Here is a 23,890-nt window from a genome sequence, read left to right on the forward strand (position 1 = left end):
AGGTTTCAGTTTTATTCACACCCGTTCTATTCATACCCTCGGCGTGCGCGGCGGCTCCTCACGCCGGTCACCGGTGGCTTCGAATGCCGCGGCGAGTTCGATGAGGGCGGTGTCGTCCCAGCCGCGTCCGGAGATCGTCAGTCCGATGGGTATGCCGGTGTCGGCCATGGTGCCCATCGGCACCGTCACCGAGGGGATGCCCAGATGCCGCGGGACCAGGTTGCCGTTGGCCACCCAGGTTCCGTTGCGCCAGCCGAGGTCCGCCGAAGCCTCGTTGACGTCCATGTCCGCCGGACCCACATCGGCCATGGCAGGGTATACGACGGCGTCGAGGCCGTTGGCGTCCATCCACTTCTCGTGGTCGATCCGACGTGTCACCTCGAGACCCCGGACGCCGTCCTCGAGTTCGGGGATGTCCGTCACCGAGCTGTAGGGGCGGTCCTTGGCCAGCTGCGGGTATGTGGCGATGTCGTCGTCGAATCCGGTGTAGCGGTCCGGGAGGGCACCGTCCGGCTGGGGGAAGATCCTCGTTCCGTCCACCTCGGTGAGGGCGTCCAGCTTCGGGTCGCCGTTGGCGGCGAGGAAATCGTCCCAGGCCCAGGCGGAGAGGTCGTTGATCTCCCGGTCGAGGTAATCGGTGCTCACGATGCCGCGTGAACTGATCGTCGGGGCACCGGGGCGGTCGCCCTCGTAGTTGCTCACAACCGGGAAATCGGTCTCGACCACCTCGGCGCCGGCGGCTTCGAGATCACGCCGGGCGGCCTCCCAGGCCGCGATCACCGAGGCGCGGGTCTCGACGCGCTGCCCGGTGGGGCCGCCGATCCCGCCCTCGGGGTTCGTCCCGGCCTCGGCGTCGGCATTGATGTACATCCTGGGTATGGCCAGGCGTTTGCCTGCCAGGACGGAGCGAGCAGCGTCGGCACCGGCCGGCAGGAGCGAGAAGTATGAGTCGGGTCGGACCGCGGACGAGTCGGGGATCTCGACCCAGGGTTGGACCCGCCAGAAGTCCCCGCGGGTCTCGGAGTCGTCGGCGACGATGACGTCGAGGACCTCGGCGAGGTCGGCCATCGACCGGGTGTGGGGGACGACGACGTCCATCGTGGGCACGAGCGGCCAGTTGCCGCGAACGGAGATGACACCGCGGGAGGGTGTGTAGGCGATGAGTCCATTGTGTGAGGCCGGGGCTCGGCCCGAGGACCAGGTCTCCTCGCCGAGGCCGAAGGCGGCGAAGCTCGCGGTCGTCGCTGTGCCGGAGCCGTTCGAGGACCCCGAGGCGAAGGCGCTGGTCAGCCACTGAGCGTTATAGGGGCTCTCGGCTCGGCCGTAGAGTCCGCGCTGCATGCCGCCATTGGCCATCGGCGGCATGTTCGTCAGTCCCAGGCAGATGGCTCCGCCCGCGCGGAGGCGCTCGATCGTGAAAGCGTCCTTCTGCGCGACGAGTTCGGCGAAGGCGGGGGAGCCCGCAGCCACGGACAGCCCGGTGACCATGTAGCTGTCCTTCGCGGTGTACGGAATCCCGTCGAGGGGGCCCAGCGTCTGACCACGGGCACGTCTGTCGTCGGAGGCGGCCGCCTCGGCGAGGGCATCCGGGTTGGCCACGATCACGGAGTTGAGCTTCGTCTCGGTGTCCGGTCCGTCGAATGCGGCGATGCGCTCCTGGTAGGCCTCGACGAGCCCCGCCGAGGTGGTCGCCTGGTCCTCGAGAGCCTCCCGCAGTTCAGCGATGGATGCTTCGACGACATCGAACTTCGTCATTTTCGGATCCTCCGTGCAGTTTCGGGTGGGTGCCATGACTGACAGTATTGCTCACCGAGCTCGCAGATGTCGTGCGGATTCCGTCGGCGAACGGCGCAGCCTCGGCGAACAGCGCCTCGAGCGTAGGATCGGGCCATGACGATCAGGGCGATCATTCTCAGCGGAGGCCGGTCGAGCCGTTTCGGCGGCATCCACAAACCCGCCGTCGAGTTGGACGGCGTCACGGTGATCTCGCGCATCCTCGGCACCGTTCGGAGGCTCGATCCCGACGCCGAGGTGTGGGTGGCCGGGCCGAGCGACGGGCTGTCGGCCACGGAGACGGATTCCGTGCATTCCGTTCGTGAGGAACCGGCCTTCACCGGTCCCTTGGCTGCGATCGCAGCGGCGTGTTCTGCGTTTCCGGCTGTCGACGCAGGTGAGGCCGAGGCGGTCACATTGGTGCTGGCCGGGGACATGCCGCTGATCACTGCCGACCACCTCGGCGATCTGATCGACGCCTGTGCGCGGACGGGGGCTCCGGCCTCGGGGGCCGATGATCGAGGGAAGACGCAGTTCCTCTGCACCGCGTGGCCGAGCAGGCTGCTGCTCGCGCGTCTGGACGCCATCGAAGACCCCACGAACGGTGCAGTCAAGTGGCTGTTCTCCGGGCTGGCGCCCACCCTCGTCGACGTGGACCCGAGCGTCGTCGCCGACTTCGACACCGCTGCCGACCTCGACCGCATCCACTTCCAGCTCGGGAGGGACAGCTGAACCGTGCGCACGGGAACTGGCGTGTCAGTCGTCCGCGAGTTGGGTCTGCTCGATGGCTTCGACGGACTCCTCCGGCGTCAGCCGGCAGCTGATGCCGACGCCGGCCGCTGTCCACGTCGGGGCCCGGCGACGTGGACACATCTGCGCAGAGCACCGCATGATCCTCCGGGCGGTGGTCGACGGGGACGTCGAATCCGCCGAGGCGATGATGGCCATGCCATCCGCCAGACGAGAAGGCTCGTCGAGCAGTATCCCGAGATTGACAGGTTCGCTGCGAGCTGTCCTCAGCCCTGACGCGCCTTGCGGTGAGGATCCTTCTTGTTGATGACGAAGACGCGGCCGCGTCTGCGCACGACCTGTGCCCCCGGCTGCTTCTTGAGCGAACGCAGAGAATTTCGGACCTTCATGGCTGAACTCCTTAGTGAGAATGAGTATTATTAGAAGTAATACTAGGTTCTTCGAGGAAAGGAAGCCAATGGCGAAGGTCGAGACCGACGTCGATGTCGTCGCAGTGACGGGCACGTGCGTGGAGGAGCGGCGCAGCTGTGCTCGGCGCCTGGCCGCAGCGCACGGGTTCGTGCTCGTTCCCGCTGAGCAGACGGCTGAGGGCGTCGAGGTGGTGGATCGAGCGATCAGCCTCGTGCGCATGACGGCCCACGCACAGGGCATGGTGCTGGAATATCCCGTCGAGACCCCTGTGATGGAGATCGTGGGAGCACTCAATGCAGCGGGCGCAGGCGCGAATCTCGTCGACCTCGTCTGCGTCCTTGACGTCGGGCACCTGCTCGCCGACATAGCCTCCGAGGAGTACGTCTGTCTGACGGCGATGAACGACGGTGGCGAGGGCGGCATCCTCGCAGCGAAGGCGGAGCTGCTTGTGAGCCAAATCGAGTTCGCCTCGACGATCGCGATCGTCAACGCCGCAGGGCTGCAGCCAGAGGAATTCGAGCAGGTCGCCGCGGTGGTCAGCCATCTTGCTCCGAGTGCCGACCAGCGGCTCATCACCGATTCCGATGACGTCCATGGCGATGTTCGGCGGCCGTTCTCCGAACGACCGCCGGATGCGGGGTGGGTGTCGATCCTCAACCGAGAGTTCCGGCCGCAGTTCCACTCTCGTGGGGTTGTGGCGTGCCGATACGAGCAGCTGCGGCCATTCCACCCCGGGCGACTCCACCGGGCGCTGACCTCGTGTCTCTTCCAAGGTCATTGCGGTCGCCTCGTGCGTTCGGCCGGCTTCGTCCGTCTGGCCACACGGCCGCACATCACCGGCCAATGGGATCAGGTGGGCGGCTTCTTCACGCTCTCACCCCTGATGCTTGATCACCGACTCGGTGCCGATGACGAGTTCCTCGCCTTCGGCCAGGACCTGGCATTCATCGGTATCGACATCGATGAGCCCTCGCTGCGACGGGTCCTCGACGACGCCGCACTCAGCGATGCCGAGCTGGCGGCCGGCCCCACGGTCTGGGCTGGGTTCCCCGACCGTTTCCCCGACTGGAGCACTGCGAGGATGTAGTCGCACGAGGTCGCTGTTCGCTATTGGCTTTTCGCGGATGCGGAGCAGTCGGGGCAGAGTCCGAAGATCTCGAACTCGTGTCGCCGGACCTCGAACCCGTGCGCCTGGGCCGTGGTGCTGATCCACTCTTCGCTGGGAGGTTCCACCTCGACGGCCTTTCCGCAGTTCTCGCACACCAGATGATGGTGGTGCTCGTCCTGGGAGCAGGCACGGAACAGCTGCGTCTCGGCGATGGTGATGGAATCGGCGTACCCGGACTCGCTCAGAGAGTTGAGCTGGCGGTAGACGGTGGCCAATCCCACGGTGTGGCCCTGGTCTTCAAGTGTCCGGTGGAGCTGTTGGGCGGAGACGAAGCGCCTCTCGTTCTCCAGCGCGGTACCGATGACGGCCTTCTGGGCCGTGCTCCGAGTCTTCTTGGGTTCCTCAGTCGTCATGTTTCCTGTGCCTCCGACTGTGTCGCGTGAGTGATCGGGGTGAGCATATGCGTATGTGTTGATGTGTTTTGGAATTAATGAAAAACGTTACCATTAGCGAGTGCGAAACGGGACGAAGATCGCTGAGGAGGAGATGTGAGCAGGAGGCGGTCCGCGGGCGCCGTTCCGGTTATTGTGCTGACCGGTTACCTGGGTGCGGGAAAGACGAGTCTGCTCAACCATCTGCTGCGCCACCCCGAGGCCCGCATCGGGGTCGTCGTCAACGACTTCGGCGACCTCAACATCGACGCGGGCCTCGTCGTCGGCCAGGTCGACGAACCCTTCTCCATCTCGGGCGGATGCATCTGCTGCCTTGACGACGACACCTCGCTCGAAGACGCGCTCACCGCACTCGCGAAACCACGCCTGAGACTCGACGCCATCATCGTCGAGGCCAGCGGCTTCGCCGAACCACTGACCCTGGCGCGGATGGTCACGCGCATGGGCCACCACCGGTTCCACCTCGGCGGAGTCATCGACGTCGTCGACGCCACCATGCACGCGAGCACCGTCGACACGGAATCCGCGCCGCCGATGCGATATGCGGCGACGACCCTGGTCCTCGTCAACAAGCTCGACCAGCTGTCTGCCGCCGATCGTGAGCCCGCCGTCGAAGCCATCCGAAAGCGGGTCCACCAGCGCAATCCGCGACTGCTCGTCGTCGGCACCAGCTATGGACGACTCGATCCCGCGCTCATCTTCGACCCCGGCTCGGGCGGCGAGGCCGGCTCGGACGTCGCCGTCAATGGCGACGGTGCCCGGCCCATCCAAGCCGAGCTGCCGATTCGGGAGCTCATCCGGCAGGCTTATGCCGAGGCAGCAGAGAAGGAGCTCAACGCCGAGACGGGCATCGACTCAGAAGCAGGCATTGACTCAGAAGCGGAGAGCGCCCCGGTGCACAGACACGCGCAGTCGGTAACTGTGACCGGCGAGGGGACCGCCGACCCGGATGCCGTCATGGACCTCCTCGAAGATCTGCCTGCCGGGGTCTACCGGGTGAAGGGCTCGATCCTCGTCGACGACAGGACCGGGAGCAGGACCTACGGCGTGCAGGCCGTGGGCCCGAACGTCTATGTGTCGACCGCACCCGCGCAGGCGGCCGGCTGGGACAGTCAGGTGGTCGTCATCGGTGAGGGCTTCGATGAGGACGCCGTTCGAGCGAGGCTGGACGAAGCGCTTCGCACCGGGCATGCCTCTGCCGGCTCCGTCGGCTGCGACCCTGCAGGCTCACGCGGCGTCGAGCGCCTCCGCCACCACATCCGCCTGCACGCCTGAGACGTCCAGCCCCCTGCGCAATCTCCGCATTACCGGACCCAGAGACGGAGGAAAACACCCGCGCCCGCGGGCCCTGACAGGTCATAGGGTCGAATCATGACCGACTTCCCGCCTCGCAATCAACCTTTCGGGGGAGGAAGAAGACAACTTTCGGGGGACGCGCCGACGCGTCGCACCTGAAAGACTGAACCGGCTCCCCACCCGGACCATCCCCACCCAACCACCCGCTGACGTCGCCCGCAGCTCCCGCATGCCCTAACCCGGAGGAACCCGTGTCCCTGATCACCGGAATGAGTCTGAAGAACCGCCTCATCGTCGGACTGCTCACCCTCGTGATCGCCGTCTTCGGCGTCGTCGCGACCACCTCGCTCAACCAGGAGACGATGCCCTCGGTCGAAATGCCCGGCACCTCGGTGCAGGTCACGGTCCCGGGAGCCTCCCCCGAGGTCGTCGAGGAGTCGGTGACCGAACCGATCGAAACCGCGCTCGAAGGAGTCGGCGACCTCGAGACGGTGACCACGACCACCTCGGCGGGGACGATGTCGGCCGAGGTCACCTGGCCGTTCGGCGAGGATGCGGACGAGATGACGGGCTCTGTGCGCTCCGCGCTCGACTCCGCGAAGGCGGACCTGCCCGACGGCGCCGAGGCACAGGTGCTCGAACAGCAGATCGACGACATTCCGGTGGTGATGTTCGCCGTCTCGGGTGGGGATGCGCAGACGCTCGGGGATCGCGTCGAGTCCGAGCTCGTGCCCGAGCTCCAAGCCGTCGAGGGTGTAGCGGGCGTCGAGATGGCCGGGCAGAACGAGCAGCAGGTGACCATCAGCTTCCGCCCCGACGACGTCAACGACAAGAACGTCGTCACCACCTCGGTGCCCGATGAGCTCACCGCGGCCGGCACCGTCGTCCCGGCCGGTCAGAGCGCACACGGGGACAAGTCGTTGGCGGTCGAAGTCGGCAGTGAACTCGACGCCGTCGAGAAGGTCGAGAAGACCCCGCTGCGCACCGCCGACGGAACGGTCCTGCTCGGCGAGGTCGCCGATGTCGAACTCGACTCCGTGGATAAAACCTCGTATTCGCGCGCCGACGGCAAAGACGCCGTGACGGTGTCCGTGACCAAAGGACAGGACGCCAACGTCGTCTCGGTCTCCCACGGCGTCAACGAGGTCGTCGACCGGGTCGGTCCCGAGCTCGGCGACGACACCGCCTTCTCCACGATCTTCGATCAGGCACCGGAGATCGAGAAGTCGATCCACGACCTGTCCGTCGAGGGAGGGCTCGGGCTGTTCTTCGCGATCCTCGTGATCCTCGCCTTCCTCGGTTCGTTCCGCTCGACCGTGGTCGCCGCGATCTCCATTCCGATGTCGCTGCTCATCGCGATGATCGGCCTCATGGTCGGTGACTACACGCTGAACATCCTCACCCTGGGCGCCCTGACGATCGCCGTCGGCCGCGTCGTCGATGACTCCATCGTCGTCATCGAGAACATCCGCAGACGGCAGGGCACGACCGAGCTGACGATCGACGACATCGTCGCCTCGGTCAAACAGGTGGCCGGAGCCATCACCGCCTCGACCCTGACCACCGTGGCCGTGTTCCTGCCCATCGTCATCGTCGACGGCATCGCCGGACAGCTGTTCCGGCCGTTCTCCGTGACCGTGTCGCTGGCTCTGCTCGGCTCCCTGGTGGTCGCGCTGACGATCGTCCCCGTCTTCAGCTATTGGGTGCTGCGGAAGAGTCCGAAGCCGCTGTCTCCGAAGCGCCAGGCAGCCACCGATGCACGCTACGAAGCGTGGGCCGCAAAGCACCGCCGGCGTGGAATCAAGCGTGCCGAGCGCCGCCAGTCGAGGATCGAGAAGAAGAACGCCAAACGCGAGGCCAAGGGCAAGTCGCTGCTTCCCGCGGCGACGGCCGATGGGCCGGTCGCGCCGATGCCCGGCGACGGTGAGGCCTCCGGCAGGATCGACCGTCTCCAGCAGCGCAGCCTGCCCGCCATCCTCGCCGCCCTGCGCCACCCATGGCGGACCATCGTCATCTCTGTGGCGATCTTCGCGGTGACGATGATGATGGCCAGCTTCCTCAAGACCGACCTCCTCGGCTCCGCCGGCCAGGGGTCCGTCTCCATCTCGCAGACCCTGCCGGCCGGCACCTCGCTCCAAGCCAGCGACGAGGCGGCGAAGCAGATCGAAGACGTGCTCGCTGGTGAAAAGGCGGTCGACACCTATTCGACGACTGTCAATGGGCCGGAGGCAGGTGCCGAGAATTCCTTCAACATCACGCTCAAGCAGACCTCGGATGCGGAGGCGGCGACGAACCGGATCCGGACCCAGCTCGATCACCTCGGCGAGGACATCGGGGAGACCGACGTCCAAGACGCCGGCGGCACCACGAACGACGACGTCGAGATCAAGCTCTCCGGGACCGACCTCAGTGTCCTCGGCAAGGCCGCGGATGCGGTGACGACGAGGATGGGGGAGACGCAGGGCGTGACGAACGCCCGCAACGATCTCGCCTCCGACCAGCCGATCATCCACGTCGACGTCGATCGGGAGAAGGCAGCCGACTACGGCTACAGCCAGGCCGAGGTCGGGCAGGCCATCGCGGCCGCCCTGCACGGAAGCGAAGCCGGAACGCTGTCGCTGGAGGGCAAGGAGCGCGACATCTTCCTCGCCCCGACCCACCCGGATGCCTCACCGGATGAGATCCGAGCGCTCGAGCTTCCCGTCACCGAGGTGCAGACGCAGAACGCACAGGAGGCCGCGACCGACGCCGTCGAGGAGAAGACCGACGCTCGGGCCGAGGCGGCCAAGGCCAGGGCGGCGGACGAATCGGCCGAGCAGCTCGAGTCCGCACGGGAGGCTCGCGACAATGCGGCCGATCAGCTCGAAGAGGCCCGGGAGGCACTGGACGAGGCGAGGAATCCGGCGCCGGCGCCGAGCCCGTCAGACATGGCCGCCGAACAGGTCGAGCAGGCCGAAGCCGGCGTCGAACAGGCCGAGAAGGGTCTGAAGGAGGCCAATGACGCCATCGATGACCTCATCGACGGCCAGCGCGAGCAGGAGGAGACCCAGGCCGAGGAGCAGGAGCTCGCCGACGAACAGGCGGCGATCCCCGACATCGAGGGAGAGCCGATCACGGTCGACGAGATCGCGAGCGTCGACGAGACCGAGACTCCGGCCACGATCACCCGTGAGGACGGGGACCGTCAGGTCACGGTGTTCGCCACGCCGGCCGAAGGGCAGCTCAATCCCGTGTCCGCCGAGGCGCAGGAGCTGACCTCGAGCATGGACCTGCCCGAGGGTGTGAGCTTCGACGTCGGCGGAGCGAGCCAGGAGCAGGCCGATTCCTTCGGCCAGCTCGGGTGGGCGATGCTGGTGGCGATCGCTCTGGTCTTCCTCGTCATGATCGCGACCTTCCGCAGCCTCGTCCAGCCGCTCATCCTCCTCGTGTCGATCCCCTTCGCCGCGACCGGTGCCGTGCTGCTTCTGCTGCTGACCGGGACGCCGTTGGGCATCCCCTCACTCATCGGCCTACTCATGCTCATCGGCATCGTGGTGACGAACGCGATCGTGCTCATCGACCTCATCAACAAGCTGCGTGAGTACGGACTGGGGCTCTCGGATGCGATCATCCACGGCACCCGGCTGCGTCTGCGACCGATCCTCATGACCGCCGCCGCCACGGTCTTCGCGCTCGTGCCCATGTCCTTGGGCCTCACGGGTGGAGGCGTCTTCATCTCCCAGCCCCTGGCGATCGTCGTCATCGGCGGGCTGACCTCCTCGACCGTGCTCACCCTGATCCTCGTGCCTGCCCTCTACCTCCTCGTCGAACGACGCAAGGAGCGCCGGGCGGAGGCCAGGGAGAAAAAGGCCGCGGCCAAGCGTGAGGCCGACGAAGCGAGGATCGAAGCGGAGGCCGCCGAGGTGGCTGCCGGGGACGATGGCCGGTGACTGTTGAGTCCACCGACGAGTTCACCTCGGTGAGACGTCACTGTGCCGTCGGTCCGCCCTGGTGGAGCCGGACGACGTGGTCGGCTCTCTCCGCCTGGGTGGACTCGTGCGTGGCCATGACGATGGTGGTGCCGCGGCTGCGCTCCGACTCGATGGCGGCGGCGATGTCCTCGGCGGCTCGGACGTCGACTCCTGCGAGAGGTTCGTCGAGGAGGAGCAGCTCGGAGTGCTGAGCCAATCCCTGTGCGACCAGAGCACGCTGACGCTGCCCACCGGACAGGGACCCGAGGCGACGCGAGGCAAGATCGTGTATCCGCACACGCCCCAGGCAGTCGTCGATGACTGCCCGATCGTCCTCGCCGAGGCGGGCGAAGGGACCGCGTAAGTTCCATCTGCCCATCGCGACGACCTGCCTGACGGTGATCGGCAGGTGATCCGGAGCGGAACTCCGCTGGGGAACGAAGGCGATGCTGCCCGGTCGGCCGGAGATGACGCCGCTCGTCGGTCTGAGCAGGCCCGCCAGGGCCATGAGCACCGTGGACTTGCCCGAACCATTGGCGCCGACGAGCGCCGTGACCTGGCCCGGAGCTGCGCTGAGAGACACTGTGTCAACCGCAGGATGCCCGCCGTGATGGCACGTCAGGTTCGTGACGGTGATCGGATTGCCCATCCTGTAACGATAATGGTTATCATCATCGAATGGAATTCCTGTTCGCGCCATTCGAGGTCTCCTTCGTTCTGCGAGCGCTGATCGCGGGCGCGCTCGCCGCGGTGCTGTGCGGGTGCATCGGCGCCTGGGTCGTCCTGCGGGGGCTGTCCTTCTTCGGTGACGCGATGTCGCACGGAATGCTGCCCGGAGTGGCGATCGCCTCGCTCCTGGGTGGCCATCTCATGATCGGTGCTGCGGCGAGTGCGCTGGTGATGGCGGCGGGGATCACCTGGGTGTCGAGGGAGTCGAAGCTGTCCCAGGATGTCGGCATCGGCCTGCTGTTCGTCGGAATGCTGGCCGTCGGAGTGGTCATCGTCTCCCATTCCCAGTCATTCGCCGTCGACCTCACGAGCTTCCTGTTCGGTGACGTGCTCGGTGTTCGCGAACAGGACCTGATCGTTCTGACGGCTGCGGTGTGCCTGGGCGTGCTGGCATGCGTGCTCCTGCACAGGCCGTTCCTTGCGCTCGCCTTCGATGAGCGCAAGGCGGCGACGCTGGGGCTGCGGCCCGCCAGGGCTCATGGTGCGATGCTCGTGCTCACGGCGATGGCGGTGGTCGCCTCGTTCCAGGTCGTCGGCACGCTTCTGGTGTTCGGGCTCCTCATCGGTCCGCCTGCGACGGCGTATCTGCTCTTCGATCGAATCGCGGTCATCATGGTCGCGGCTTCGACGATCGGCACAGGCGCGACCTTCCTGGGCCTGCTTGTGAGCTGGCATGCCGAGACGTCGGCGGGTGCGACCATTGCGCTCCTCACCGTTCTCGCCTTTTTCGCCGTCCTCGTCGCGAAGCGCATCAGAAGTGCGCTACGATACTGTCTACAGACTGAGAATCATTATCAATAGAAAGATCTCATGAACAGCACACCAGCATTGACCGTCCCGAGCGCGACGCTGATCGCCCTGCTCGCCCTCAGCGGCTGCCAAGGGCAGCGGGGCAGCGAAGCCGATGAGACCGGGACGTCCACGGCTGCCCATGGATACGTCGAGGGCGCCGAAGAGGCCGATGAGCCGCAGCTGCGCCTGAGCGTCAGCGATGCGAAGACCGGTGCGGTCTCCGTGCTCGACCTGCTCAGCGAAGACGTCGTCGCCGAGGTCGAAGCCTCACCGGCCACGACACTGTCGGGGACGGACTCCCGGTACCTCTACCTCGGCGACGGTGAGGCCGGCACCGTCACCGCGGTCGACACCGGGGCCTGGACGGTCGACCATGGCGACCACAAGCACTTCTACCGGGCCGAGGCGAAGACGCTCGGACAGATCGAGGGCGCTGAGCCGGGACACGTCGTCGCGGCGCCGACCGAGGCGGCCTTCTTCTTCGACGGAGAGGGACGGGCCAAGATCTACGACCGGACAGCCTTCGGCGACGGCGAGCTCACCCAGCTCGGCACCGTGGCACCCGGCCCCCACCACGGGGTGGCGGTCCCCTACGAGGACCACTTCGTGTCGACGGTCCCCGGTGAGAAGGCCGACGATCTGCCGTCCGAACTCACGGTCTACGATGACCAGGGCCGAGGCTCCCCGGTCGAAGGGGACTGTGCGGCAATCCACGGCGCCGGTGTCACCCGGGAAGGGCCCGTCTTCGCGTGCGCTGACGGAGTGATCAGGGTCGACGATGATTTCGACGCTGAGGTCCTCCCTTATCCCGACGAGGCCGACGGTGCTCGAGCCTGGTCCGTCGAAGTCGGACGCGACCTTGCCGCGGCCGGCTTCGAGGACGGCGGAATCGGGATCCTCGACGCCGAGACCGGTGAGTGGACGTTCGCCGACACCGGCGCCGAGGTGGTCTCCGCGGGCGTTGCTCCCGACGATTCCGCCGTCGTCGCGCTCGATGAAGACGGCGCCGTCTATTCGCTCGACCCGGAATCCGGGAAGGTGCTGACGGAGAAGAAGCTCGTCGAACCCTATGAAAGCGACGAGGAGGGGCACGGGAGCGGGCCCTCGGTGGCAGTCGACAGCGAACGCACCTATGTCAGCGACCCGGCCTCGGGGACCGTCCTCGAACTGGACCCGGCCGACGGCCTGCGTCAGGCGCGCAGCTTCGACATCGGCGGGGCGCCCGGAGCCCTGGCCGTGACGGGTCGCTGATGCACGGCAGCGCACCCCGCCCGCAGACCCTTCGACTGTCGGCCGCGACCCTGGCCCTGGCCGCGCTCGTGCCACTTGCCGCCTGTGCCGGAGCCGACGACGAGCCGTCCATCGTGGTGACGACGAACATCCTCGGCGATGTCGTGGAGAACCTCGTCGGTGACGATGCCGAGGTCACGGTCCTCATGAAGCCGAACGCCGATCCGCATTCGTTCGGGATCTCCGCGAAGGAGGCGGGTGCGATGGAGAGCGCCGACCTCATCATCGGCAACGGCCTGGGCCTGGAGGAGGGGCTGTCGACGAACCTCGACAATGCGAGAAGCGAGGGGGTGCCGGTCCTCGCGGTGGGCGAGCACATCGATGCCATCGACTACGCCACGGGCGGCAGCGCGGGTACGCCCGACCCGCACTTCTGGACCGATCCGGCACGGATGGTCGATGCCGTCGACACCATCACCTCGGCGCTGGGCGAGGAGGTCGGTGCCGACCTCGCCGAGGCGATCGAACCGAGCGCGGACTCGTACAGGGACCGCCTGATCGCCCTCGACTCCGAGATCGAGGCGATCGCCGAAGGGATTCCCGCAGGGGACCGGAAGCTCGTGACGAACCATCACGTGTTCGGCTACTTCGCCGAACGCTTCGACTTCGAGGTCATCGGAGCGGTGCTGCCGAGTGGAACCACGCTGGCCTCGCCCTCGGCGGCCGACCTCGAACAGCTCGCACGCACCGTCGAGGAGGCGGGTGTCGCGACGATCTTCGCGGACTCCTCGCAGCCGCAGCGGCTCGCCCAGGCTCTCTCGGACGAGGTCGACCTCGACGTCGACGTGACCCCGCTGTTCTCGGAATCGCTGACCGAGGCCGAGGGCGAAGCCGGGACCTACATCGACATGCAGACAGCCAATGCTGCCCGCATCGCCGAGGGACTCGCACCAAACACCATCACGGAAACAGGGAAGAGAGAACAATGAGAACACAGCGACACTTCGCAGGCCCCTTGGCGGCGACCGCGATGGTCACCGCCCTGCTGCTGAGCGGGTGCTCCGGCGCCGAGGCTGAGGCCGAGTCCGACAGCGGTGACCACGACGATCAGAGCAGCGCGGAGGCGAATGCCGAACAGGTCGACCAGCCGCAGCCGCGATTGGTCACCACCTACGACGGCGGCATCCTCACCCTCAATGCCGAGACCCTCGACGTCATCGACGACACGCCACTTGAGGGATTCAACAGGGTCAATCCGGTCGGGGACGGTCGCCATGTCATGGTGTCCGTGGCCGAGGGCTTCCGGCTCTTCGACGCCGGGGCCTGGAGCGAAGAGCACGGCGACCACAGCCACAGCTTCGCCGGTGTGCCGACGCTGACCGACACCGTCTACGAAACCGACACCCCGGGCCACGTGGTGCGCCACGGCGGCTCGACGGTGCTCTTCGGCGATGGGGACGGACGCATTCAGATCTTCGACACCGAGGCCTTCGGCGACGGTCCGCCCGAGCCCGAGGTCACGGAGGCGGAGGAACCGCACCACGGGGTGGCGGTCCAACTGGACGACGGCGCTGTCCTGCACACCATCGGCAATGAAGAGGAGCGGTCGGGGGCGAAGGTCGTCGATGCCGAGGGCAAGGAGATCGCACGAAGCGAGGACTGTCCCGGAGTCCACGGCGAGGCCGCGGCCCAGGACGAGGCCATCGCAGTCGGCTGCGAAGACGGGATTCTGTACTTCAAGGACGGGAAATTCACGAAGGTCGACTCCCCGGACAGCTATGGCAGGATCGGCAATCAGGCGGGTTCCGATGACTCGCCGGTCGTGCTCGGTGACTACAAGGTCGACGAAGACGCCGAACTCGAACGCCCCGAGAAGGTGACTCTGACCGATACGGACACCGGGAAGATGAAGCTCGTCGACCTCGACTCCTCGTACAGCTTCCGTTCCCTGGCTCGCGGGCCGGAGGGAGAAGCTCTCGTCCTCGGGACCGACGGTGAACTCACCGTCATCGATGCCGAGTCAGGAAAGATCACCGACTCTCATCCGGTCACGGACAAGTGGGAAGAGCCCGTCGACTGGCAGCAGCCGCGGCCCACGCTGTTCGTGCAGGGGGACAAGGCCTATGTCTCAGAACCGGACAAGAGCCAGCTCCACATGGTGGATCTGTCCACCGGTGAAGTCGAGAAGAGCGCTGAACTTCCGCACGCCGGCAATGAAGTCACGGGAGTCACGGGCTGAGATTCACCTCTGGGTCGTGGGCCCCTGGGTCATGTGCGGCAGAGCGGCGGCGGCCGATCGGATGTGGTCTTCGGTCAGCTGAACCGCGTGTTCTGTGTTGTGGTCGACGATGGCCCGCATGATGGCATGATGTTCCTCCTGCAGCGCCGCCATCAGAGCACGCGGTTCATCGACCTCGTGGAAGGCGTCGAGGATGGGCCGCCGAAGGGATCCGCGGATCGCCTCGGTGAGATCGGAGAGCAGCTGGTTGTTCGAGGCGTGGGCGATGGCGACATGGAACGCCGTGTCGGCATCGTTGAAGGCCTCCAGGCTCACACCCGGGGTGTCCATGATCGCCAGCGAGGCGTTCATCCCCGCCAGTGCATCATCGTGGACTCGCCCCGTCGCCAGTGCGGTGCTCGAGCGCTCCAGCTGGATGCGCGTCTCGATGGCCTCGTCGATGCTGAAGTTCGCCAGGGCCACGTGCAGGCGCAGGAACCGAGTCAGTGCCTCCTTGGGCATGGAGGCGATGAAGGTGCCCGCGGACTTGCCGGAGCCGACATTCGAGACGACGACGCCGAGGGACTCCATCACCCGCAGCGCCTCACGCACGGCGGCGCGACTGACCTGAAGTTTCGAGGCCAGATCCCGTTCCGAGGGGAGCGGGTCACCGACGGTCAGAGATCCCGCGGTGATCTGCTCCTCGATCGCATCGATGACGAGCTCGTGTGTGCTCGATCGTGCAACCGGCTTCCAATCCGGTGCTTCAGGCGCATTCAAGGCATGACCTGGAACGGCGCCGGTGCTGCTGACTGATTCATTGGGCATGAGTACTCACTTTCCGCACCCGACCATCATTCCATGAGTGAACCCTCGACCTCTCATGAAAGAGATCTTGACCTGGGTCACATTGCGCCTTACACTCACTCTAGTGGTCTGACCACATAAAGGACATACGGTAGATCAAAAGGACATACTGAAAATCATCGAGTATGCATGTTCGGGGCGCGTTCAACGTCGAACCGCAGACGCTGCAGTCGAGCACCGACCGTGTAGGAGAAATTATGTACACTCCTGAAATCGCGCCACTCGGCGACAGCCTCCTGTGGTCGTCGCTGATCGCGGTGCTGCCGCTGCTGACCATGTTCGTCACCCTCGGGGTCCTGAAATGGAAGGCTCATTGGGCCGGTCTGGCGGCCGTCATCGTCGCCGTCATCGTTGCAGTCTTCGCCTTCGGCATGCCGGTCGGCCTGGCGGGTCTCTCAGCCAGTCAGGGATTCGCCTTCGGGCTGTTCCCGATCATGTGGATCGTCATCACCGCGATCTGGCTCTACGAGCTGACGGTGAAGTCCGGTCACTTCGAAGACCTCAGGCTCGTCATCAACGTCATCTCCGATGATCCGCGCGTGCAGGCCATCCTCGTCGCCTTCTGCTTCGGCGGACTGCTCGAGGCGCTTGCCGGGTTCGGCGCACCGGTTGCCATCACCGGTGTCATGCTCATCGCCGTCGGCTTCACCGCCATGCGGGCGGCCGTCGTCGTGCTCGTGGCCAATACGGCTCCGGTCGCCTTCGGTGCGATCGCCATCCCGATCATCACCGCCGGCAACCTCACGGGGATCGACTACAGGGAGATCGGTGCCATGGTCGGTCACCAGACTCCGCTGTTGGCCGCATTCGTGCCTCTGTTCCTCATCTTCCTCGTCGATGGCAGGCGCGGCCTGCGCCAGCTGTGGCCGCTGGCGCTGGTCGTCGGCATCGTTTTCGGTGCATCGCAGTTCGTCTCCGCGAACTACCTCTCGGTCGAGATGACCGATATCGTCGCCTCGCTCATGGGCCTCGCTGCTGCGGTGCTCATGCTCCAGCTCTGGAAGCCCGTCGGCGGCCAGGACACGCTGGACAAGATGGCCCACGAGCGCAGCCGTGAGAAGGCCGACGCACCCGACGCCGGTGGGTCCGCTGCCGCCGTGGCGACCTCGGCGGACGCGAAGACCGCGCCGCTGACCGGCAGGCGCGTGTTCATGGCACTCTGCCCCTATCTCATCGTCATCGTCATCTTCTCTGCAGCCAAGCTCATCCCAGTCGTCGACACATGGCTGGCGGGCACCGATATCGAGATTCCCTGGCCGGGACTGGACGGGAACATCATGTCGGCCGCGGGGGAGGTGTCGACGAGCACGGTCTACAATTTCCAGTGGCTGTCATCACCGGGCACGATGCTGCTGGTCTCAGGCATCATCGTCGCCATCGTGTACAAGATGACGGTCAAGGACGCCGTGCAGGTGTTCGTCGACAATGTCGTCAAGATGCGCTTCTCCATCCTCACTGTCGGACTCGTCCTGGCGCTTGCCTATGTGATGAACCTGTCGGGTCAGACGATCACGATCGGCACCTGGATCGCAGGAACGGGTGCGCTGTTCGCGTTCCTCTCGCCCGTCCTCGGCTGGCTGGGCACGGCGGTGACCGGCTCCGACACCAGCGCCAATGCGCTCTTCGCGACTCTGCAGCAGACAGCGGCGACGAAGGCCGGACTCGACCCTGTCCTGTTGGTGGCCGCCAATAGCTCCGGCGGTGTCGTAGGCAAGATGATCAGTCCGCAGAACCTCACCATCGCCGCCACCGCAGTCGGGCTCTTGGGCAAAGAGGCATCGATCTTCCGCCGCGTCATCTGGTGGTCACTGGGGATGCTCGTCGTCATGTGCCTGCTCGTCGGACTGCAGTCGACGATTCTGTCCTGGATGGTTCCCGGACCAGGGTGAGCCAGACATCCGCTGATTCGGGGACCATCCATGAGTCTCGTCGATCTGAGTCTCGTCGAAGTCTTGTCACCTTCTTGCGGCGGCCACTACGATTGGCACTCATCGCGAAAAATGTCCGCCGACCCGCGAGCCGGTCGTATTCGGCGGCCGTGATCTGCTCGTCCACGCCGACGATCTCACGGTCGCGGGGCCGGCCCATATTCCACAATGACGTGAGACGGACGAACGGAGTTCGACATGGACAACAGTCCAACGAAGAAGCACCCTCATGCGGCACGAGCGGGATCGCTCTTGGCCATCAGCGCACTGTTTGGGGGTGCGGCAGGAGCGAGCGGAGCAGCTGACCCCGTACACGCTTCCGGCAACGCCATGACTGGCTCGGAAACCGCACAATGCTCGGTCGATGAGCTCGACGGCCCGAGAGAGGCGACGAGCACTCAGGTGACCGCAGGCTCATCTGACGGGACGGAGCAGGTCGGTTACGCGCAGGTCGACGGAGAAACCGAAGCGGCGTGGTGGTCAAGCGGTGACCCCAATGATCTGCTTCCCGATTTCGAAGAGGCCTCTGCCGCCGCTGTCAGCGAGAGCATCGTTGTCGGGACCGGAATCAAACCCGGTGAGGAGGGGCGCAGCTCCTATCTCTACTACGACGGCGAGACGCGCGAGCTCGAGGCTCCGGAGGGCGAGAGCGCTCGAGTCTCCGACCTCAACTCGGCAGGCGAGAGTGTCGGTCACGGATCGGACGGCTCGGCTCTGCAATGGAGCTTGGGCGCCGAGGACGAGCCCCGCGAGCTGTCGTCGCACGAACAGGCTGGGGCGCTGAGCATCGACGAAGCCGGAACGGTCGGCGGCAGTGCCGAGAGCGAGGACGGTGAAACCATGCCGGTGATCTGGGGTTCCGAGGGTGAGTATCGGGAACTGCCGGTGCTCGACGGCGCTGAGCACAGCGTGGTCTCGAGTGTCAGCGGTGACTTCGCCATCGGTACCTCGGGATCGAGCCCGGACGGGAGCCCCGACGTGCTGTGGAACTTGGCAGAGGACACCGTGACCGAGCTTCCGGGCTCACTCGAGGCGAACGACGTCAATGACTCAGGTGCCATCGCTGCCACTGCCGAGGACGGCGCTGCAGCCGTCATCGACGGAGAGGTGACTGAACTCCCGGATCTGGCCGGAGGGGCGTCCAAGGCCGAGGCGATAGCAGACTCGGGCGAGGTGGCCGGAGCCAGCCAGGACGCAGAGGGCAACTGGCACGCGGTCGTCTGGTCCGGCTGCTGAGGATCAGCGGGCATTCACGAAGTTGCAGACACCTCGGAGACCTGCTGCGCCAGGTACCGCCCGGTGATGCTCTCTTCATCACCGGCAATCTGATCCGGGGTTCCTGCGGCCACGATGCGGCCGCCGTCCACACCGCCGCCCGGGCCCATGTCGATGACGTGGTCGGCGTTGGCGATCACGTCGAGATCGTGCTCGATGACGAGGACCGTGCCGCCCTGGTCGACGAGCCTCTGCAGGACCTCGATGAGCACCCGCACGTCCAAGGGGTGGAGGCCGATGGTGGGTTCGTCGAAGACGAACAGGGTGCCTGACTGTCTCCGATCGAGTTCTGAGACGAGCCGGAGACGCTGCGCTTCACCACCGGACAGGACGGGAGTGGCCTCCCCGAGGGTGAGATACCCCAATCCGACTTCCTTCAGCGCATGCAGCCGTGTGCCGACCTTCTTCAGATCGGCCACGTGGTCGAGAGCCTCTGTGACGGTCATCGCCATCAGCTCGGGCAGCGCGATATCGCCGCCGGCAGTCGAGGTCCTGCGATGGGCGTGTGCGTCAGGGCCGAATCGGCGGCCTTCGCAGTCGGGGCAAGCGATGTCGACGTCGGGCAGGAACTGCACGTCGAGGGTGATCTCACCGGTCCCATCGCATCGCGGGCACCTCAGCGATCCCGTGTTGTAGGAGAAGTCCCGTGCGCTGAGTCCGGCCGCCTTCGCCGAGTCGAGTTCGGCGTACGCGCGCCGGAGCTCGTCGAGGATGCCCGAATATGTGGCGACGGTCGAACGGACATTGACCCCGATCGGCGTCGCATCGACGAGGCTGGCCTTCTCGATCCCCGCGGCATCGATCGATGACACGTGCGCGGGAAGGTGAGTGTCATCGGATGCGCGGAGCGCGGGAATGAGGCTGTCGAGAACCAGCGTGGTCTTGCCGGACCCGGAGACTCCGGTGACAGCGGTGATCCGTCCGCGAGGAATCCTCACGTCGAGCGCGTGTACGGTGTGGATGGGCGAGGTGCGCAACCTGACCTCGCCCGCATCGAAGGCGCGATCTCCCGGCGCAGGTGTACGGACAAGGACGTCTTCCCGGTCGGTGAGGAACCCCCCGATGAGCGAATTCGGATCCTCGCCGAGGCTGCTCACCCCTCCGGTGACGACGACGGTTCCCCCGTCCTTGCCGGAGCCGGGCCCGATTTCGATGAGATGATCGCAGTCGCGCAGCACGAGGGGATCGTGGTCGACCATGACCACGGAGTTGCCCTCCTCCAGGAGATCCGCGATGACTCCCTGGAGCCCTTGGATGTTCGAGGGGTGCAGCCCGATCGACGGCTCATCGAGGACATAGAGGACACCGGTGGTCTCATTGCGCACCGCTCGTGCCAGCTGCACACGTTGGCGCTCGCCGGTGGACAGCGTCGATCCGGCGCGGTCGAGGGAGAGGTAGCTCAGTCCCAGGTCGAGCAGCCTCTTCGACATGCGCCAGAGCGTGCCGGTCAGCGCATCGGACATGGAGCGCATCGGCTTCGGCACGGTGTCGGCGACCGTCTCTGCCCAATCGGTGAGGTCGCTGAGGGTCATGGCAGTGACATCGGCGAGATTGCGATCGCCGATCCGCGGCAGCAGCGCAGCGGGAGCGAGTCGGGTGCCGTGACATGTGGTGCAGGTGTGTTCGGTGAGGAAGCGGCTGACTCGGGACAGACGCTTCTCGTCGGTGGCGCGCTTGAGCTCTTCGGTCACGGTCAGGCGAGCGTTGCGGAAGGTGAAGTCGAGTTCGTGCAGGCCCTTCTGCGAGGTGACGGCGATGTGCTTCTTCTCCTCCGGGCCGTTGAAGACGATCGCCTTCTCGTCGGCGTTCAGCTCTTTCCAGGGGAGGTCCGTGCGCACGCCGAATTCGCGGGCGATCTGCGGTTGGACGTTGAAGCCGAACATCTGCCACGGAATGACGGTCCCGTCGTCGATGCTCATGTTCTCGTCGCGGATGAGGGCAGCATCGTCGACTTCGCGCACGATGCCCGTGCCTTCGCATGTTGGGCAGGCACCGGCCGAGTTGAAGGCCAGCTCCTCGGCTCCCGGAGCCTCGACGTGGGCTCCGCAGATAGGACAGGTGAACGCTTCCTCTGCCGCGACATCGAGAGTCGGTCGCTGCCTGTGGCCGTTGGGGCACACATGTGATGCCAGGCGCGAGAACATGAGCCTCACGACGTTGAGCAGCTCGGTCGAGGTGCCGAAGGTCGATCTGACACCGGGGATGCCCGGACGCTGCCGCAGGGCCAGCGCGGCGGGCACGTGGCTGACGCGGTCGACGTCGGCGCGCGGCGCCTGGCTCATCCTGCGACGCGTATACGTCGAAAGTGCTTCGATGTATCGGCGAGAGCCCTCCGCATACAGCACTCCCATCGCCAGCGAGGACTTGCCGGAGCCCGAGACTCCCGCGATGCCGACCAGTCTGCCCAGCGGCACGTCGACATCGATGCCCTGCAGATTGTGGACCCGGGCTCCCCGGACCTCGATGGCCTGCCGGCCGTGCATCGATTCGTGCTCAGACGGCAACGTCGTCGGTCTTCTGTTCGAGGAGTTCGACGTAGTGCTGCAGCATTTCCTGGAGCTCTTCGGTCGATCGCTGGGGGACCGGTTCTCCCTGCTGCCTCTGAAGTTGGTCGAGCAGGATGTGCCACCCCAGGGCGTTGCGCGAGAGGATGGTGATCGGATCGTCTCCGGCAGCGACGTCTTTCATCGCGGAGTCGACATCCGCAGTCGTCATGACGTGGGTGAACGTCAGCAGGCATCCGTCGTCGTTCGTCGGGGCCAGTTGCCAGGTGACGACCGCACCGGGGTTGATGTCTTCGAAGTACGTATGTTCGAACAGCCGCGGAGTCTCCAGACGAAGGATACGGTCGACGACGGGGGAGTCGTCCCAATGATGGGTCACGTACTTCCCGCCCGGTCGAAGGTCGATCTCCGGCCGAGTGCCCATCCACTCATCGATTGCGGATTCGGCTGTGATGGCGTGCCACACGGAGTCGATCGATCGCGCGAAGCGGCGCTCGCTGCGAATGGCGGTGCGGTCGGTGGTCTGTTCGATGGTGCCGTGCTCGCTGAGTCCCATGGCTCCATTGTCGTCCCGAAGCGGAACGATCGCGAGCGGGCCGACCCTGCCGATCACAATTCGCCGGGTGGGGGAGGGCGGTCAGGAGCGTTTTGCAATAGTGCCGGGACAGCTTCACTGGCGTAAATTACCCATGGGTAGGTACGATTGCTTCGCCGACAGAAACGTATCGGTCACGTTGGAACGAGTCCTGTGACCGCCGCAGCTCGACGAGGAGCCCTGATCATGACCACCGACGCCAACACGCACGCCTCCGAGAACCTCCGCACGCCGGGCCACCAGTTGGACACCGCGCGTTTGGACCGGGCGATCACCTCCCTGGGATCGGGGGCGCGGACCTGGGCCGATATGTCACTGTCGCAGCGCGCTCAGCTGCTCGAGCGCACGCACGAGTCGGTCGCTCTCAGCGCGGCGCGATGGACCCGAATCGCCTCGGACATCAAGGGGTTGGAGCCCGAGTCCCAGCTGGTCGGCGAGGAATGGACCTCCGGTCCGTACGCCGCCCTGACCGGTTTCGCCGCCGTCGCCGGATCCTTGCGGAAGTTGGCCGCTGGAGATTCACCCCTCGACGGGGTCGAGAAGTCGGAAACGGCCGGCGGTCGCCTGACCTGGAAGGTGCTGCCCACCGATATGAGGGAGTCGATTCTCTTCCACGGTTTCTCCGCCGAGGTCTGGACCCGACCGGGCATCAGCGCGGACCAAGTGCGTTCCGAGTCCGGATTGGGAGCCACACAGCTCGGAACCGTCGGCGGGGTCAGTCTCGTCCTGGGAGCAGGGAACATCACGTCGATCGGGCCCTTGGACGTGCTCACGGAGCTCGTCGCGCACAATCGGACGAGCCTTCTCAAGATCAACCCCAACTTGTCTCCGCTGCTGACGGTGTACCGAGAGGCGCTGGGGCCGCTGATCGAGGCGGACCTCCTGCGGGTCGTCGAGGGCGGGGCCGAAGTCGGCGGCTACCTGAGCGAACACCCCGAGATCGCCCATGTGCACATCACCGGCAGCGCCGCCACCCATGATCGGATCGTGTGGGGCGACGACGACACACGTGAGGCTCGTGCCGGGGCACCGGTTCTCGACAAGCCCATTACCAGCGAGCTCGGCGGAGTGTCCCCGGTCATCGTGGTGCCCGGCCGATGGTCGAAAGCGGACCTGAGGTACCAGGCGGAGAACATCGCCACCATGCGTCTGCACAATGCCGGCCACAACTGCATCGCCGCTCAGACCGTCGTCATCGATGCCGACTGGCGCCAGCGTGAGGAGTTCCTCGAGGAGCTCAGGGGTGCGCTGGAGCGCATCGAGCAGCGCGACCCCTGGTACCCCGGCGGCCGGAGCAGTCTGCGGCAGGCCGAGTCCGATCATGATCAGGTCGAGTCGTTCTCCCAGGGCCGACGGCTGTTGGTCAGCATCGATTCCGATGAGGCGGAGGAGGTGGAGACCACCGAGTACTTCGCCGCAGTGCTCGGCGTGAGGGCCATCACCGTGGGCTCCCGGGCGCAGGAGGACTCCCAGTCTCCTCGTGCCGTTGCTTTCCTGCAGCTGGCGGTCGACTATGCCAACGATCGGCTGGCCGGCACCCTGGGAGCCAATGTCGTCATCGCCCCCAATGACCGCAAAGTGCTCGGATCGAAATTCGACGCCGAGATCGAACGTCTCCACTTCGGTGCGATCGGGATCAATGTCTGGACCGGTCTGGCCTTCCTCACGTCGACGGCCACCTGGGGTGCGTTCCCCGGACATACCCTGGACGATGTGCAGAGCGGAATCGGTGTCGTGCACAACGGGCTGCTCATTCCTCATACCGAGCGGACCGTGATCTCCGGGCCGTTCCGTCCCTTTCCGCGGTCCGTCGTCGGCGGAGAGTTCTCGCTGTTTCCCAAACCGCCCTGGTTCGTCACCGCACGCAGTGCCGCCCGGACGGGACAGGCACTGACGAAGTTCGCCGCCGCGCCCAGCTGGGCGAAACTGCCCGGCATCTTCTTCCACGCATTCCGCGCCTGAGCACGTTCCCGGCTGATTGCGGCTGTCGTCCGGCCGGTACCGGCTGCCGT

19 protein-coding genes are annotated in these 23,890 nt (G+C 66.0%); 11 read left to right on the plus strand and 8 right to left on the minus strand.

What is annotated here, in order from left to right; all coding sequences use genetic code 11:
- Positions 1-30: 30 nt before the first annotated feature.
- On the minus strand, positions 31-1,755 hold the full coding sequence (locus BKA07_RS05225) for an amidase (RefSeq protein WP_167949964.1): 1,725 nt from the start codon (positions 1,753-1,755) through the stop codon (positions 31-33).
- Positions 1,756-1,890: 135 nt separating this feature from the next.
- On the opposite strand from BKA07_RS05225, the gene mobA reads away from it, so the two are divergent.
- Positions 1,891-2,505 carry a molybdenum cofactor guanylyltransferase gene (mobA, locus tag BKA07_RS05230; protein WP_167949965.1) on the plus strand — a complete coding sequence of 205 codons (615 nt, stop codon included), beginning with the start codon at positions 1,891-1,893 and terminating at the stop codon, positions 2,503-2,505.
- 24 nt (positions 2,506-2,529) lie between these two features.
- On the opposite strand, the gene BKA07_RS05235 is transcribed toward mobA, so the two are convergent.
- Entirely contained in the window at positions 2,530-2,721 is a 192-nt protein-coding gene (locus BKA07_RS05235; protein ID WP_167949966.1) for a hypothetical protein, read from the minus strand.
- Positions 2,722-2,789: 68 nt separating this feature from the next.
- Complete coding sequence (ykgO, locus tag BKA07_RS05240) at positions 2,790-2,912, minus strand: type B 50S ribosomal protein L36 (protein WP_167949967.1); 123 nt, start codon at positions 2,910-2,912, stop codon at positions 2,790-2,792.
- A 68-nt stretch (positions 2,913-2,980) separates the two neighbouring features.
- Between ykgO and BKA07_RS05245 the strand changes: the two genes are divergently transcribed.
- Positions 2,981-4,021, plus strand: a complete 1,041-nt coding sequence (locus BKA07_RS05245) for a GTP-binding protein (protein WP_167949968.1) — start codon at positions 2,981-2,983, stop codon at positions 4,019-4,021.
- A 20-nt stretch (positions 4,022-4,041) separates the two neighbouring features.
- On the opposite strand, the gene BKA07_RS05250 is transcribed toward BKA07_RS05245, so the two are convergent.
- On the minus strand, positions 4,042-4,455 hold the full coding sequence (locus BKA07_RS05250; protein ID WP_167949969.1) for a Fur family transcriptional regulator: 414 nt from the start codon (positions 4,453-4,455) through the stop codon (positions 4,042-4,044).
- 135 nt (positions 4,456-4,590) lie between these two features.
- Between BKA07_RS05250 and BKA07_RS05255 the strand changes: the two genes are divergently transcribed.
- Positions 4,591-5,769, plus strand: a complete 1,179-nt coding sequence (locus BKA07_RS05255; RefSeq protein ID WP_167949970.1) for a GTP-binding protein — start codon at positions 4,591-4,593, stop codon at positions 5,767-5,769.
- Positions 5,770-6,059: 290 nt separating this feature from the next.
- Positions 6,060-9,719, plus strand: coding sequence for an efflux RND transporter permease subunit (locus tag BKA07_RS05260; RefSeq protein WP_167952910.1), 3,660 nt, complete (start codon positions 6,060-6,062; stop codon positions 9,717-9,719).
- Positions 9,720-9,756: 37 nt separating this feature from the next.
- Here the strand turns inward: BKA07_RS05260 and aztA are convergent, their stop codons facing one another.
- Positions 9,757-10,389, minus strand: a complete 633-nt coding sequence (gene aztA, locus BKA07_RS05265; RefSeq protein ID WP_167949971.1) for a zinc ABC transporter ATP-binding protein AztA — start codon at positions 10,387-10,389, stop codon at positions 9,757-9,759.
- A 29-nt stretch (positions 10,390-10,418) separates the two neighbouring features.
- Between aztA and aztB the strand changes: the two genes are divergently transcribed.
- From aztB to aztD, 4 genes are read left to right on the plus strand one after another with little or no spacing between them, the layout of a single operon-like run.
- On the plus strand, positions 10,419-11,270 hold the full coding sequence (aztB, locus tag BKA07_RS05270; protein ID WP_167949972.1) for a zinc ABC transporter permease AztB: 852 nt from the start codon (positions 10,419-10,421) through the stop codon (positions 11,268-11,270).
- 9 nt (positions 11,271-11,279) lie between these two features.
- Positions 11,280-12,512: an outer membrane protein assembly factor BamB family protein gene (locus BKA07_RS05275; protein WP_167949973.1), complete on the plus strand. Its 1,233-nt coding sequence runs from the start codon at positions 11,280-11,282 to the stop codon at positions 12,510-12,512.
- Positions 12,512-13,480, plus strand: a complete 969-nt coding sequence (gene aztC / locus BKA07_RS05280; protein WP_167949974.1) for a zinc ABC transporter substrate-binding protein AztC — start codon at positions 12,512-12,514, stop codon at positions 13,478-13,480. Before BKA07_RS05275 ends, aztC begins: the two co-directional genes overlap by 1 nt.
- Positions 13,477-14,730, plus strand: coding sequence for a zinc metallochaperone AztD (aztD, locus tag BKA07_RS05285; protein ID WP_167949975.1), 1,254 nt, complete (start codon positions 13,477-13,479; stop codon positions 14,728-14,730). Before aztC ends, aztD begins: the two co-directional genes overlap by 4 nt.
- A gap of 3 nt (positions 14,731-14,733) precedes the next feature.
- On the opposite strand, the gene BKA07_RS05290 is transcribed toward aztD, so the two are convergent.
- Entirely contained in the window at positions 14,734-15,537 is an 804-nt protein-coding gene (locus BKA07_RS05290) for a FadR/GntR family transcriptional regulator (RefSeq protein ID WP_209043873.1), read from the minus strand.
- A gap of 236 nt (positions 15,538-15,773) precedes the next feature.
- Here BKA07_RS05290 and BKA07_RS05295 point away from each other — a divergent pair, with 236 nt between their 5' ends.
- Both BKA07_RS05295 and BKA07_RS05300 read left to right on the plus strand, forming a co-directional pair.
- On the plus strand, positions 15,774-17,465 hold the full coding sequence (locus tag BKA07_RS05295) for an L-lactate permease (protein WP_167949976.1): 1,692 nt from the start codon (positions 15,774-15,776) through the stop codon (positions 17,463-17,465).
- Between the two features lie 237 nt (positions 17,466-17,702).
- A complete protein-coding gene (locus BKA07_RS05300) occupies positions 17,703-18,740 on the plus strand; it encodes a hypothetical protein (RefSeq protein ID WP_167949977.1) in 1,038 nt (345 codons plus the stop codon).
- 14 nt (positions 18,741-18,754) lie between these two features.
- Here the strand turns inward: BKA07_RS05300 and BKA07_RS05305 are convergent, their stop codons facing one another.
- Together BKA07_RS05305 and BKA07_RS05310 are read right to left on the minus strand one after the other, a co-directional pair.
- Entirely contained in the window at positions 18,755-21,262 is a 2,508-nt protein-coding gene (locus BKA07_RS05305; RefSeq protein WP_167949978.1) for an excinuclease ABC subunit UvrA, read from the minus strand.
- Positions 21,263-21,272: 10 nt separating this feature from the next.
- On the minus strand, positions 21,273-21,839 hold the full coding sequence (locus BKA07_RS05310; protein ID WP_167949979.1) for an SRPBCC domain-containing protein: 567 nt from the start codon (positions 21,837-21,839) through the stop codon (positions 21,273-21,275).
- Between the two features lie 225 nt (positions 21,840-22,064).
- Here BKA07_RS05310 and BKA07_RS05315 point away from each other — a divergent pair, with 225 nt between their 5' ends.
- A complete protein-coding gene (locus BKA07_RS05315; RefSeq protein ID WP_167949980.1) occupies positions 22,065-23,840 on the plus strand; it encodes an aldehyde dehydrogenase family protein in 1,776 nt (591 codons plus the stop codon).
- Positions 23,841-23,890: the final 50 nt, after the last annotated feature.

The organism is Brevibacterium marinum, assembly GCF_011927955.1.
In the GTDB taxonomy this organism is placed as follows: Bacteria; Actinomycetota; Actinomycetes; order Actinomycetales; family Brevibacteriaceae; genus Brevibacterium; species Brevibacterium marinum.

Coding starts and splice junctions, on each gene's coding strand:
- BKA07_RS05300 (WP_167949977.1), top strand. CDS start 17,703: ATGGACAACAGTCCAACGAAGAAGCACCCTCATGCGGCACGAGCGGGA.
- BKA07_RS05295 (WP_167949976.1), top strand. CDS start 15,774: ATGTACACTCCTGAAATCGCGCCACTCGGCGACAGCCTCCTGTGGTCG.
- aztB (WP_167949972.1), top strand. CDS start 10,419: ATGGAATTCCTGTTCGCGCCATTCGAGGTCTCCTTCGTTCTGCGAGCG.
- BKA07_RS05235 (WP_167949966.1), bottom strand. CDS start 2,721: ATGGCCATCATCGCCTCGGCGGATTCGACGTCCCCGTCGACCACCGCC.
- BKA07_RS05275 (WP_167949973.1), top strand. CDS start 11,280: ATGAACAGCACACCAGCATTGACCGTCCCGAGCGCGACGCTGATCGCC.
- aztC (WP_167949974.1), top strand. CDS start 12,512: ATGCACGGCAGCGCACCCCGCCCGCAGACCCTTCGACTGTCGGCCGCG.
- BKA07_RS05260 (WP_167952910.1), top strand. CDS start 6,060: ATGAGTCTGAAGAACCGCCTCATCGTCGGACTGCTCACCCTCGTGATC.
- BKA07_RS05225 (WP_167949964.1), bottom strand. CDS start 1,755: ATGACGAAGTTCGATGTCGTCGAAGCATCCATCGCTGAACTGCGGGAG.
- BKA07_RS05290 (WP_209043873.1), bottom strand. CDS start 15,537: ATGCCCAATGAATCAGTCAGCAGCACCGGCGCCGTTCCAGGTCATGCC.
- BKA07_RS05245 (WP_167949968.1), top strand. CDS start 2,981: ATGGCGAAGGTCGAGACCGACGTCGATGTCGTCGCAGTGACGGGCACG.
- aztD (WP_167949975.1), top strand. CDS start 13,477: ATGAGAACACAGCGACACTTCGCAGGCCCCTTGGCGGCGACCGCGATG.
- ykgO (WP_167949967.1), bottom strand. CDS start 2,912: ATGAAGGTCCGAAATTCTCTGCGTTCGCTCAAGAAGCAGCCGGGGGCA.
- BKA07_RS05250 (WP_167949969.1), bottom strand. CDS start 4,455: ATGACGACTGAGGAACCCAAGAAGACTCGGAGCACGGCCCAGAAGGCC.
- BKA07_RS05310 (WP_167949979.1), bottom strand. CDS start 21,839: ATGGGACTCAGCGAGCACGGCACCATCGAACAGACCACCGACCGCACC.
- BKA07_RS05315 (WP_167949980.1), top strand. CDS start 22,065: ATGACCACCGACGCCAACACGCACGCCTCCGAGAACCTCCGCACGCCG.
- mobA (WP_167949965.1), top strand. CDS start 1,891: ATGACGATCAGGGCGATCATTCTCAGCGGAGGCCGGTCGAGCCGTTTC.
- BKA07_RS05305 (WP_167949978.1), bottom strand. CDS start 21,262: ATGCACGGCCGGCAGGCCATCGAGGTCCGGGGAGCCCGGGTCCACAAT.
- aztA (WP_167949971.1), bottom strand. CDS start 10,389: ATGGGCAATCCGATCACCGTCACGAACCTGACGTGCCATCACGGCGGG.